The following is a 12825-nucleotide window of genomic DNA, read 5'->3' on the forward strand; positions in this document are numbered from 1 at the left end:
GTCGGCCGGGTCGGAGGAGGCAGCTGACCCTTCGTTACCCGCATCACGCGCTACACCCAGGGACCCGGCACAGGCCGGGTCCTTGTCGTCAGGGCATCAGCCCTCGCGCCCCTCGAGCCCCAGTGCCCAGAGGATGAAGGCGTCCTGTCGGGCGTTGTCGTGCCAGGCCTTGAAGCGTCCCGAGGCGCCGCCATGACCGGCGGACATGTCGGTTCTCAGCAGGATGGGACGATCGCGGAGGCTGTCCTGGCGGCCCAGCTCCGTGAGGCGCGCATAGAGCTTGGCCGGCTCCCAGTAGGGCACCCGGGTGTCGTGCCAGCTGCCCTGCAGGAAGACCGCCGGCCAGGGCTGGGCCGAGAGGTTGTCCAGCGGGGAGTAGTCGCGAATACGCCGATGCGCCTCGGGTTCGCGGGGGTCCCCCCATTCGGTGTACTCCGCCGTGGTCAGTGGCAGGTCGGGGTTCTCCATGGTGCGCAGCACGTCGACGAAGGGGACATCGAGTACCGCGGCGCAGAAGGCGTCGGGGGCCAGGTTGAGGCTGGCGCTGACCAGCAGTCCCCCGGCGCTCGCGCCATAGGCGGCAATATGCTCGCCATCGCTGAGGCCCTTCTCGACCAGGGCGTCACGGGCGGCGAGAAAGTCGTGGAAGCTGTTGGCCTTGTGCTCGAGCTTGCCGGCCAGGTACCAGGGTTCGCCGCGGTCGCCGCCGCCGCGGACATGGGCCACCGCGAAGGCCGCCCCGCGAGCCAGCAGCTCCAGGCGAGCCACCGAGAACCAGGGATCGATCACCTCGCCATAGGCGCCGTAGCCATAGAGCAGGGTGGGCAGGGGATGGCCGGAGAGGTTGGACCGCATCACCACGGAGACGGGCACGCGCTCGCCGTCGTGCGAGGTGGCCCAGAGCCGCTCGCAGGTCAGCTGCTCGGGTCTCAGGTCGCCATGGATCGGCTGCTGCTTGAGCACCCGGCGCTCGCCGCTGTCGAGGTCGTGCTCGAGCCAGGTGACCGGGAGGATGAAGGATTCCTCGCGCAGCCGCAGGCGCCGGGTGTCGAAATGGGGCGCGTCGCCCAGCGCCAGGCTGCAGGGCAGCTCCGGCAGCGGCAGGCGCTCGTCGCGGGTGATGGCGTGGCCGGCATCCAGTTCGAGCACCCGCAGGTGCACCTGGGCCTCGTGGTGGTCGCGCTCGGTGATCACCAGTCCCCAGTCGAAGGCGTCAACGCCCTCCAGGGTGTCGTCGTCCCGGTGGTCGAGCAGGGGCTGCCAGTGATCCGACGGGTCCCCCTCGCCCAGGCGCCGCTCGTCCAGCCGGTCCAGCCGGAAGTGGGTTGCCTCTCGGTTGTGCAGCACATAGAAGTGCCCGGGACGATGATCCAGCGCATACTCCACGCCGCTCTCCCGGGCGCGGAAGCAGCGGGGCGGCGTGGCCGGCGCCCGGGCGGGAATCAGGTGGCTCTCGCTGGTGTCCTTGGAGGCGCTCTCCAGGATCAGCCACTCCCGTGAGCGGGTCTTCCCCAGCCCCAGCCAGAACTCCGGATTCTCCTCGTGAAGGATCAGGGTCGGCTCGCCGGCCCTGCCGTGCGCCAGCGGCAGGCGCCAGACGCTCTCGGGACGCTGGGTGGCGTCGTAGCGGGTGAACAGCAGGGTGGCATTGTCCTCGGCCCAGCCGATCTCGGGGCCGATCTCCTCGAGCAGCACCGAGGGCTCGCCCTCGGGCAGCTGCTTGAGATAGAGCGTGTAGGTCTCGTCGCCGCGGGTATCCTCGGTCCAGGCCAGCCAGGCCTCGTCCGGGGAGAGGGCCATGTCCCCGAGCTCGAGGAAGTCGTGCTCGCCGGCCCTGGCCTCCAGGTCGAGGAAGGCCTCCGCGGCCTCGGGGTTCCCGTTGGGATGGCGCCACCAGACCGGGTAGTCGGCGTCCGCCGCCGTCTCGCTCCATACCGTGTAGTGGTCCAGCGGCGTCCGGAGCCCGTGCACGGCCAGCTCCCGGCGCGCCAGGTGGCCGTGATAGAGGCGCTCCACCAGGTCATCCAGGGGGGCGAACCAGCGGTCCGACTCACGGTTGGTGGCCTCCAGGAAGGCGGTGACGTCCGGCGTGTCGCGCTGCTCCAGCCAGTGCCAGGCCGGGTCGTCGACGCGGCGAAAGCGGGAGACGGGGTCATCGGAGGAGATCGCGGGGGCCTTGTCACGTGGCGGCTGTGCTTTCATGTCGCGGGATGTACCATACTCAGTGTGTTTTCAAGAACGTGCGTCGTCGACGCACCATTCGCGAGGTCGTGATGCTGATTTCGGATTCGATGCCCCTACTATGGCTGGTCTATGTCGTGTTGTCGCTGGTGGTGCTGCTGACCGGTTACCTGGGGCTGGGCTTCCTGCCCAGGCTGCCGCGGCTGGTGATCACCTGGGCGGTGGCCGGGGTGATGTGGACCCCGGCCCACTTCCGCCTGCCCCTGCTGGAGGAGGGGGAGTTCTACACCGGCTTCGCCCCGGCGGTGGTGGTGGCGGCCGTGGCCTTCCTCGAGCAGAACCGCGAGACCTTCCTGCCGGCGGCCCTGCTGGTCGCGGTGGGCGCCGGGCTCGGGGGCGTGCTGGGGCTGCTGCTGTGGTGGCGCGGACGCCATCGCCAGGCCCCCGGTGATGATGACTACGTGGACATGCATGATGAGGCGCCCGCGAGCCGCCGCGGCGGCAGTGGCGAGCGCCAGGAGCCGGTGATCGGCTAAGGAGCCCCGATGGGCGGGTATGGCACGGATGGCATAGGTTGGTGGCCCCGCCTGGTGGCCGTGGGCATGGCCCTGTGGCTCTGGGCCGGTCCGCTCGCGGCCCAGGTCAATGAGGAGCGACCGGACGTCCGGGTGGTGGTCGATGTGTCCGGCAGCATGCGGGAGAACGACCCCGACCGGCTGGCCGTGAGCGCCCTCGACATGCTGGTGGCGCTGCTGCCGAGTGGCGCCCGGGCCGGCGTCTGGACCTTCGGCGAGACGGTCGACAACCCCCTCCCCCTGGGCGAGGTGGATGCCGACTGGCGTCGGCAGGCCCTGGCCCTGCCGCCGGCGCTGCAGGCCTACCAGCAATACACCGACATCGAGGCGGCGCTGAACGAGGCGGCCAGGGCGGAGGCCGACGGCTGGCGCCACCTGGTGCTGCTTACCGACGGCATGATCGACCTGTCGCCGACCCGAGGCGCCAAGCCCGACATCGATGCCGCCTCCCGTCGCCGCCTGATGGACGAGCGCGCCGCCGAGTTCGCCGCACAGGGCGTGGCGGTCCATGCCATCGCCTTCTCCGAGGAGGCCGACCTGGCCCTGGTGGAGCGGCTGGCCCAGACCACGGGTGGCCTGGCGGCGCTGGCGGAGAGTCCCGAGAGCCTGCTGGGAGCCTTCCTGGACATCGTCGAGCGTATCTTCCCCGCCGATCAGGTCCCCCTGGACGAGGGGCGTTTCGTCATCGACGAGGGCGTGGAGACCTTCTCGGCACTGGTCTTCCATGGGCCCGACGACGCTCCCCTGACCCTGGTCGCCCCGGACGGCACCCGCTATCGGGCCGAGGACGCCCCCGCCGACATCCGCTGGCAAGTGGAGCCGCGCTTCGACCTGATCCGGGTGCCTGAGCCCCTGGCCGGCGAGTGGCGCCTGGAAGGCCTCGTGGGCGAGGAGAGCCGCGTCAACGTCGCCTCTTCACGGCACCTGCGCACCGCCGATCTGCCGACCACCCTCTACCTGGGCTTCGATGTCCCGGTGGAGGCCTGGGTGGAGCACGACGGTGAGCCCGCCGGTGGCGGCCTCGAGGATCTCTCCCTGTCGGTCTCGCTGCAGGATTCCCGGGGCAAGGTGCAGTCCCGGGTCACGCTCGAGCCCGATTCCGGCCGCTTCCGCGGCCGCCTGCCGGCGCCGGCGCTGACCGGCAACGCCCGCCTGGTGATCCGCGCCGAGGGGCAGGGGTTCCGTCGTCAGCGGGTCCAGGCCGTGAACGTGCTGCCGGCCATCGGGGCCGTCCACCGGCCGCAGGCCGGGTGGGTGGTGCTGGCGGCCGAGCATCCGCGGCTGAACCGCAACAACACCCGGATCCACGGCGAGCTGCAGGGCGAACGCCTGGAGGCGGATGCGGTGGGAGACGCGCGCTGGCACCTCGACCTGCCTGACCTCGATGAGTCGCTGAGCCTGCCCCTGCTGCTGGAGGCCACGATCGACCTCGACGGCGAGCGTCGGACGCTCTCCCTGCCGCGTCTGGTGCTCAATCCCGATGGCCGCCTCGGGATCGAGGTGGCCGACGTGGCCGGACCGACCCTCGCCACCGAGTCGTTCGACGAGGAGGGCGGCACCTCCCTGCCGCCGCCCGAGACCGCGGCCGAGCGCGCCGCCGACCGTTTCGTCGAGATGGTCAACCGAATGCCCGAGGCGGCCCGGGACCTCTGGCAGGCGGGCTGGCCTGGGCTGGAGCGCCTGTGGCAGGAGCATCGTCGCGATCCGCGCCTGTGGGCGGCGGTGGCGGCGCTGGTCCTGCTGCTGCTGGTTATCCGCCTGATCCGGCGCCGCCGTGCGCGGCGCCCCCTACGCCGGGAGGAACCCCATGTGTGAGCTACTGGGCATGAGTGCCAATGTGCCCACCGATATCTGCTTCAGCTTTACCGGCTTCCTGCACCGGGGGGGCGGGACCGGACCGCATCGCGATGGCTGGGGCATCGCCTTCTACGAGGAAGGCGGCTATCGGGATTTCCGTGACCCGCACCCCTCGGTACATTCACCCATCGCCCGGCTGATCTGCGACTACCCCATCAAGTCGAACATCGTCATCAGCCACATCCGCCAGGCGAACGTCGGCCAGGTGCGCCTGGCCAACACGCACCCCTTCGTGCGCGAGATGTGGGGCCGTCCCTGGTGCTATGCGCACAACGGCCAGCTGGCCGACTGGCAGGCCCTGCCGCACTCCTTCTACCGCCCGGTGGGCAGCACCGACAGCGAGCACGCCTTCTGCTGGCTGCTGGGCGAGCTGCGCGGCGCCTTTCCCGAGCCCCCGGCCGACGACGAGCAGCGCCATGCCCTCTGGGCGACCCTCCACGGGCTCTGCGAACGGCTGCGCGGCCTGGGGGTCTTCAACCTGCTGCTGGCCGACGGCGACTACCTCTACACCTTCTGTTCCACCAAGCTGGCGCACATCACCCGGCGTGCGCCCTTCGGTAGGGCGAGCCTGTCGGATGCCGAGCTGACGGTGAACTTCGCCGAACACACCACGGCCGACGACGTGGTCTCGGTGATCGCCACCGAACCGCTCACCGACAACGAGGAGTGGATTCGCATGGCGCCGGGCGAACTGCTGGTGTGGCAGGGCGGCGTGATCCAGGCCCGCTATAAAACGTAAGTTTCAATCGTTCGTTTTACAGTCGTGAAGTCGCTGGTATATGGTGAGCCCGGATAACAACAAGGCCGATGCCGATATTGGCCGCAGCATGGAGATTGCCCATGAGCGAGAACGCCACGCCCGCCATCCTGACCGGCCAGCCCCTCGAGCATCTCGACGACTACGCTTCGGTGATGGACGTCTTCCACGCCTCCGTGGCGCGCTTCGGCGACAAGCCGGCCTTCAGCTGCATGGGGCAGGTCCTGAGCTACACCGAGCTCGACCGCCTCTCCGGCCACTTCGCGGCCTGGCTGCAGCAGGAGACCGACCTCGAGCCCGGTGACCGCATCGCCATCCAGCTGCCCAACGTGCTGCAGTTCCCCGTGGCCGTGTTCGGCGCACTGCGGGCGGGCCTGGTGGTGGTCAATACCAACCCGCTCTACACCGAGCGCGAGATGACCCACCAGTTCCGGGACTCCGGGGTCCGGGCGATCGTGATCCTGGCCAACATGGCCGACAAGCTCGAGCGGATCCTCGCGCTTACCGACATCCAGCATGTGGTGGTCACCTCGCTCGGCGACCTGCACCCCTTCCCGAAGCGCCCGCTGATCAATGCCGTGGTGAAGCACGTCAAGAAGCTGGTGCCGGCCTTCTCGCTGCCCGGCGCCACCGCCTTCCGCAGGGCCCTCTCGGCCGGGGCCAGGCATCGGCACCGCGAGGTGAGCCGCGGCCCCGACGACATCGCCGCCCTCCAGTACACCGGCGGCACCACGGGGCTAGCCAAGGGAGCCATGCTGACCCACCGCAACCTGGTGGCCAACATGCTGCAGGCTCGCCAGGCCATCGGCCCGGCCCTGATGGAGGGGGCCGAGACCATCATCGCACCGCTGCCCGTCTACCATATCTACACCTTCACGGTGAACTGCCTGTTCATGATGGAGACCGGCAATCACTCGGTGCTGATCCCCAATCCCCGGGACCTGGACGGCTTCGTCAAGACCCTCAAGGGGGTGGACTTCACGGGCTTCATCGGGCTCAACACCCTGTTCAATGCCCTCTGCGATCGCGAGGACTTCCGCCGGCTCGACTTCTCGAGGCTCCACCTGACCATCTCCGGCGGCATGGCCCTGACCCGTGCCGCTGCCAAGCACTGGGAGGAGGTCACCGGCTGTCAGGTGGCCGAGGGCTACGGCCTGACCGAGACCTCGCCCATCGTCAGCTTCAACCCCGTGGATGCCATCCAGCTGGGCACCATCGGCAAGCCGGTGGCGGGGACCCAGGTGAAGGTGGTGGATGCCGATGGCCTGGATGCGCCCTACGGCGCCGCGGGTGAGCTCTGCGTGCGGGGCCCCCAGGTGATGAAGGGCTACTGGCAGCGTGAGGACGAGACCGCCCAGGCGATCGACGCGCAGGGCTGGTTCCGTACCGGCGACATCGCCGTGCTCCAGCCGGATGGCTACATCCGCGTCGTGGATCGCAAGAAGGACATGATCCTGGTCTCGGGCTTCAACGTGTATCCCAACGAGATCGAGGATGTCGTGGCCGCCCATCCGGGGGTGGTGGAGTCGGCGGCCGTGGGGGTGCCGGACGAGGCCACTGGCGAGGCCATCAAGCTGTTCGTGGTGTCCCGCGACGCGGAGCTCGACGCCGAGACCCTTCGCACCTGGTGCCGGAAGGAGCTCGCCGGCTACAAGGTGCCGAGGTTCATCGAGTTTCGCGACGAGCTGCCCAAGACCAACGTGGGCAAGGTCCTGCGCCGCCAGCTGCGTGACGATGGGCAGGAACGCCTTGGACAATGATCCCGGCAGCCCGCGCTGCCCAAGACGCTGACACGTTCAGCAAGGTCCTGCGCCGCCAGCTGAGTGACGACGGGCAGGAACGCCTTGGACAATGATCCCGGCAGCCCGCGCTGCCCAAGACGCTGACACGTTCAGCAAGGTCCTGCGCCGCCAGCTGCGTGACGATGGGCAGGAACGCCTTGGACAATGATCCCGGCAGCCCGCGCTGCCCAAGACGCTGACACGTTCAGCAAGGTCCTGCGCCGCCAGCTGCGTGACGATGGGCAGGAACGCCTTGGACAATGATCCCGGCAGCCCGCGCTGCCCAAGACGCTGACACGTTCAGCAAGGTCCTGCGCCGCCAGCTGCGTGACGACGGGCATGAACGCCTTGGGCAATGATCCCGGCAGCACGCGCTGCCCCCGCCGTGGCTGATGGCGACGATTAGGCGCGGTCACGGCCTCGGCGTTACAATGCAGGGCCCGCGTCGGGACTCCCGCGCGGGCCATCTTATGCCGACCGTGACCCGGAGCCGACCGTCGATACCGTGACCACCGAGACCCGCCAGGCCCCCGCCGCCCAGGCCGAGGATGCCGCCGAGCTTGATGCCCTGACCCGTGCCCTCGATGACGTCCTGCTGCGCGACGTCGCCCCCCTCGAGAAGCGACTGCGCGGCCTGCGCCGTCGGCTGAAGGAGGGCAAGCCCGTGGACCGGGGCCTCGCCGAGGTCCGCCACTCGCTCGAGCGCTCGCGACAGCTGGTGGAGCGACGCAGGTCTCGGCCGGTCACGCTCGAGTACCCGACGTCGCTGCCGGTGGCCGAGCGCCGCGAGGATATCCTCGCGGCCCTGAAGGAGCACCAGGTGGTGGTGGTCGCCGGCGAGACCGGCTCGGGCAAGACCACCCAGTTGCCCAAGCTCTGCCTGGAGCTGGGCCTCGGGCGTCGCGGCCTGATCGGCCACACCCAGCCGCGCCGCCTGGCGGCCCGGTCGGTGGCCACGCGCCTGGCCGAGGAGCTCGAGGCCCCGCTGGGCGACCAGGTCGGCTACCAGGTGCGCTTCACCGACCAGAGCAGCGACGACACCCTCGTCAAGCTGATGACCGACGGCATCCTGCTGGCCGAGACGCGCCGCGATCCGGACCTCCGGCGGTACGAGGCGATCATCATCGACGAGGCCCACGAGCGCAGCCTCAACATCGACTTCCTGCTCGGCTACCTCAAGCGTCTCACCGCGCGGCGGCCCGACCTCAAGGTGATCATCACCTCGGCGACCATCGACGTCGACCGCTTCGCGGCGCACTTCGGCCACCGGGATGCCCAGGGCCAGGATCGGCCGGCGCCGGTGGTGGAGGTCTCCGGCCGGACCTACCCGGTGGAGGTGCGTTACCGGCCCCTGGTGCGCCATGACGACGACGAGGAGGACCGCACCCTGCAGGAGGGCATCCTCCATGCCGTGGAGGAGATCGAGCAGGTCGAGCGCGAGAAGCGCTGGTTCCACGGGCCGCGCGACATCCTGGTGTTCCTGCCCGGCGAGCGGGAGATCCGCGAGACCGCCGACACCCTGCGCCGGGCCGATCTGCGCGGCACCGAGATCCTGCCACTCTATGCGCGGCTCTCCAACGCCGAGCAGAACCGGGTCTTCGCGCCCCACGCGGGGCGGCGCATCGTGCTCTCCACCAACGTCGCGGAGACCTCGCTGACCGTGCCGGGCATCCGCTACGTGATCGACCCGGGGCTGGTCCGCATCAGCCGCTACAGCTACAAGGCCAAGATCCAGCGCCTGCCGGTCGAGCCGGTCAGCCAGGCCAGCGCCGACCAGCGCAAGGGGCGCTGCGGTCGCGTGGCCGAAGGCGTCTGCATCCGTCTTTACGAGGAGGAGGACTTCCTCGCCCGGCCCGCATTCACCGACCCCGAGATCCGCCGCACCAACCTGGCCTCGGTGATCCTCTCGATGCTGTCGCTCAAGCTCGGTGACATCGAGGCCTTTCCCTTCGTCGACCCGCCGGATTCGCGCTTCATCACCGACGGCTTTCGGCTGCTCTTCGAGCTCGGCGCGGTCGACGCGGGCAACCGCCTGACCCCGCTGGGGCGCAAGCTGGCCCGGCTGCCCATCGACCCGCGCCTGGCCCGCATGGTGCTGGCCGGGGCCGAGCAGGGGGGGCTTCGCGAGGTGCTGATCGTGGTCGCCGGCCTGGCGGTCCAGGATCCCCGCGACCGCCCGGCCGACAAGCGCCAGGCCGCCGACCAGGCCCACCGCCGCTGGCACGACCCGGAGTCCGACTTCGTGGCCCTGCTCAACCTCTGGCACGGCTTCGAGGCCGCCCGGGAGGAGCTCTCCGGCAACCGGCTGCGCCGCTGGTGCAAGGATCACTACCTGAACTACCTGCGCCTGCGCGAGTGGCACGACACCTTCCGCCAGCTGCGCCAGCTGCTGCGCGACATGGACATCGAGGTTCCGCCGCCGGCCCCGAGCCCGATCCAGGGCCCGCACGAGGACGACAAGGCCCGTCGGCAGGCCCGCCGGGAGCACGCCGTGACCCTGCACAAGGCGCTGCTCACCGGGCTGCTCTCTAATCTCGGCCTGCTCACCGAGCAGCGCGAGTACCTGGGGGCGCGCAACCGCAAGTTCCTGGTCCATCCGGGCTCGGGGCTCGCCAAGAAGTCGCCCAAGTGGGTGATGGCGTTCGAGCTGGTGGAGACGACCAAGCTCTTCGCCCGCACCGTCGCCCGGATCGAGCCCCAGTGGATCGAGCCGGTGGCCGGCCACCTGGTGAAGCGCTCCCATGCCGAGCCCCACTGGGAGATGAAGCGCGCCCAGGTCGTGGCGACGGAGCAGGTCACCCTGTTCGGCCTGCCCATCGTCACGGGGCGCAAGGTCAACTTCGGCCCGATCGATCCGGTGCTGTCCCGGGAGCTGTTCATCCGGCGCGCGCTGGTCGAGGGCGAATTCAGGACCCGCGGCGACTTCTTCGCCCACAATCGCGCGCTGGTGGAGGAGGTCGAGGACCTCGAGGACCGTGCCCGCAAGCGGGACATCCTGGTCGACGAGGAGACCCTCTTCGCCTTCTACGACGAGCGGCTCCCCGCCGATATCGTCAACGGCAAGGGCTTCGAGGCCTGGCGCAGGAAGGCCGAGGTCGAGAACCCCGACATCCTCAAGTTCGACCGCTCGGCCCTGCTGGCTCGGGAGGCCGGCGAGGTCACCCAGGCCGACTATCCGGACGAGCTCACGCTGAACGGGGTGCGCTACCCGCTTGCCTACCACTTCGAGCCCGGCGCCCCCGATGACGGCGTGACGCTCACCGTGCCGGCTGCCATGCTGCCCCAGCTGCCCCTGGCCCGGCTGGAGTGGCTGGTGCCGGGCCTGCTGCGCGAGAAGTGCATCGCCCTGATGAAGTCGCTGCCCAAGGCGGTCCGGCGCCAGGTGGTGCCGATTCCCGACTGGGTGGACGCCGCCCTGGAGGCCATGACGCCGGACGACATCCCCCTCACCGAGGCGCTGGGGGAATTCCTGCGCCGCAAGGCCGGCGTCCGCCTCCATCCCGACGACTGGCGCACCGACTCCCTCGAGCCCCACCTGGTGATGAACCTGCGGGTGGTGGACCATCAGGGCGAGACCCTGGGCCAGGGCCGTGATGCCCGCGAACTGGAGCGCCGCTTCGAGGCGGCCGCGGGCGAGGGCGCCCGGGCCCTGGCCGTCCAGGCCAGCGACGAGGGCGAGCTCGAGGCCCTGCCCGAGACGCCGCTGCCCGAGTCCCGGGTCACCACCCAGGCCGGTATCCGGGTGGAGGCCTATCCCGCCCTGGTGCCGGACAGGGAGGCCTTCCGGGTCGAGCTGTTCGACCATCCCGACAAGGCCCGCGAGGCCCATCGCGCGGGCGTGGTGCAGGCCGCCATGGACCAGCTGCCCGAGCAGGCACGGGCCATCGAGCGGCTGAAGGGGCTGTCGACCTGCGCGCTGCTGTTCGCCAAGGTGGGCGGCAAGCGGGTGCTGGTCGAGGACGTGGTGGCGGCGGTCTTTCGCCAGGTGATGGCCACCGACCCGCTGCCGCGCTCCCGCGACGAGCTCCAGGCGAGGCTCGAGGCCACCCGCGACGATCTGCTGCCCCGGGCCGAGGCCCTGGTGGCGACCCTGGAGCAGGCGCTCAAGGGTCACCTGGCCGTGACCAAGGCGCTGAAGGGCAACCTGAACCTGGCGCTGGCGCTGGTGTACAGTGACCTCAAGGCCCAGATGCAGCGCCTCGTGCACCCCGGCTTCGTCAGCGAGGCCGGCGAGTGGCTCGAGGAGTATCCCCGCTACATGGAAGCGGCCCTGATTCGCCTGGAGAAGGCGCCGCGGGAGCGCATGCGCGACCAGATGCAGATGCAGGAGGTCCAGGACTTCGAGGCGCGCCTGGCGGCCCGTCGCGAGAGCGAACGGCGCGGCGGGGTGGAGGACCCGGCCCTGGTGGAATTCGGCTGGTGGATCGAGGAACTCAGGGTCTCCCTCTTCGCCCAGCAGCTGGGCACGAAGTTTCCGGTCTCCGCCAAACGCCTCGAGAAACGCTGGGCAGAACTCACAGGGAGGACGGCATGAGCCAGGTAGTGATCACCGGCACGGGGCTCTACACCCCGGAGCACACCATCGACAACGCGGCCCTGGTGGCCTCGTTCAATGCCTGGGTGGATGCCGAGAACGCGCGCCATGCCGAGGCCATCGCCGCCGGGGAGCGGGAGCCGCTTGCGCACTCCAGTACCGAGTTCATCGTCAAGGCCTCGGGCATCCACAGCCGCTATGTGCTGGATGCCGAGGGGATCCTCGACCCCGAGCGCATGCGTCCCCGGCTGCCGGAGCGCGTCAACGATGCGCCCTCCATCCAGTGCGAGATGGGGCTGGCCGCGGCGAATCAGGCGCTGGAGGCCGCGGGCGTCGCCGCCGAGCAGATCGAGCTGGTGATCGTGGCCTGTTCCAACCTGGAGCGGCCCTATCCGGCGGTGGCGGTGGAGCTCCAGGCGGCGCTGGGCGCGGGTGGCTATGCCTTCGACATGAACGTCGCCTGCAGCTCGGCGACCTTCGCCATCGAGACTGCCGCCAACGCCATCCGCGCGGGCAGCGTCCGGCGCGCGCTGGTGGTCGACCCGGAGATCTGCTCGGCGCACCTCAACTTCCGGGACCGCGACAGCCACTTCATCTTCGGGGATGCCTGCACCGCCATCGTGCTGGAGAGCGAGGAGGTGGCCGCCGCCGAAGAGCGCTTCGAGATCCTCGGCACGCGGCTCGTGACCCGTTTCTCCAACGCCATCCGCAACAATGCCGGCTTCCTCAACCGGGTCACCGACAGCGATCCCCAGGCCATCGACAAGCTCTTCGTCCAGGAGGGGCGGCGGGTCTTCAAGGAGGTCTGTCCGCTGGTGGCGGCGCTGATCACCGATCACCTGGCGAGCCTCGAGCTGATCGGCGCCGACCTCTCGCGGCTCTGGCTGCACCAGGCCAACCGTCACATGAATGACCTCATCGCCCGGCGCGTGCTGGGGCATGATCCGGACCCCGATCAGGCGCCGATCATCCTCGATCGCTACGCCAACACCAGCTCCGCGGGCTCGATCATTGCCTTTCACCTGCACCGGCACGACCTGGCGCCCGGCGCGCTGGGGGTGGTCTGTTCCTTCGGCGCGGGCTACAGTGCCGGCAGTGTGGTGGTGCGTCGCCAATGAGCGTCATGACAGTATCCGCAGG

The 12825-nt window shown here is 69.9% G+C and carries 7 protein-coding genes; 6 read left to right on the forward strand and 1 reads right to left on the reverse strand.

The genetic code is table 11. The features are described from left to right. Positions 1-96 precede the first annotated feature (96 nt). Positions 97-2202, reverse strand: coding sequence for a S9 family peptidase (locus BOX17_RS13510; protein ID WP_071945389.1), 2106 nt, complete (start codon positions 2200-2202; stop codon positions 97-99). A gap of 71 nt (positions 2203-2273) precedes the next feature. On the opposite strand from BOX17_RS13510, the gene BOX17_RS13515 reads away from it, so the two are divergent. The 6 genes from BOX17_RS13515 (at position 2274) to BOX17_RS13540 (ending at position 12803) form a co-directional block, all read left to right on the forward strand. Beyond that, complete coding sequence (locus BOX17_RS13515; RefSeq protein ID WP_071945391.1) at positions 2274-2717, forward strand: hypothetical protein; 444 nt, start codon at positions 2274-2276, stop codon at positions 2715-2717. A 66-nt stretch (positions 2718-2783) separates the two neighbouring features. Beyond that, positions 2784-4571, forward strand: coding sequence for a vWA domain-containing protein (locus BOX17_RS13520; protein ID WP_071946887.1), 1788 nt, complete (start codon positions 2784-2786; stop codon positions 4569-4571). Beyond that, positions 4564-5352 (forward strand): class II glutamine amidotransferase, encoded by a 789-nt coding sequence (locus tag BOX17_RS13525; protein WP_071945393.1) that lies wholly within the window; start codon positions 4564-4566, stop codon positions 5350-5352. Before BOX17_RS13520 ends, BOX17_RS13525 begins: the two co-directional genes overlap by 8 nt. 101 nt (positions 5353-5453) lie before the next feature. Continuing rightward, on the forward strand, positions 5454-7130 hold the full coding sequence (locus BOX17_RS13530) for an AMP-binding protein (protein WP_071945395.1): 1677 nt from the start codon (positions 5454-5456) through the stop codon (positions 7128-7130). Positions 7131-7656: 526 nt separating this feature from the next. Next, positions 7657-11685: an ATP-dependent RNA helicase HrpA gene (gene hrpA, locus BOX17_RS13535; protein WP_071945397.1), complete on the forward strand. Its 4029-nt coding sequence runs from the start codon at positions 7657-7659 to the stop codon at positions 11683-11685. Continuing rightward, positions 11682-12803 (forward strand): beta-ketoacyl-ACP synthase III, encoded by a 1122-nt coding sequence (locus BOX17_RS13540; protein WP_071945398.1) that lies wholly within the window; start codon positions 11682-11684, stop codon positions 12801-12803. The genes hrpA and BOX17_RS13540 overlap by 4 nt, the downstream gene beginning before the upstream one ends. Positions 12804-12825 lie beyond the last annotated feature (22 nt).

The organism is Halomonas aestuarii, assembly GCF_001886615.1.
Taxonomy (GTDB): Bacteria; Pseudomonadota; Gammaproteobacteria; order Pseudomonadales; family Halomonadaceae; genus Halomonas; species Halomonas aestuarii.

Coding starts and splice junctions, on each gene's coding strand:
- BOX17_RS13525 (WP_071945393.1), top strand. CDS start 4,564: ATGTGTGAGCTACTGGGCATGAGTGCCAATGTGCCCACCGATATCTGC.
- BOX17_RS13530 (WP_071945395.1), top strand. CDS start 5,454: ATGAGCGAGAACGCCACGCCCGCCATCCTGACCGGCCAGCCCCTCGAG.
- BOX17_RS13515 (WP_071945391.1), top strand. CDS start 2,274: ATGCTGATTTCGGATTCGATGCCCCTACTATGGCTGGTCTATGTCGTG.
- BOX17_RS13540 (WP_071945398.1), top strand. CDS start 11,682: ATGAGCCAGGTAGTGATCACCGGCACGGGGCTCTACACCCCGGAGCAC.
- BOX17_RS13520 (WP_071946887.1), top strand. CDS start 2,784: ATGGCCCTGTGGCTCTGGGCCGGTCCGCTCGCGGCCCAGGTCAATGAG.
- BOX17_RS13510 (WP_071945389.1), bottom strand. CDS start 2,202: ATGAAAGCACAGCCGCCACGTGACAAGGCCCCCGCGATCTCCTCCGAT.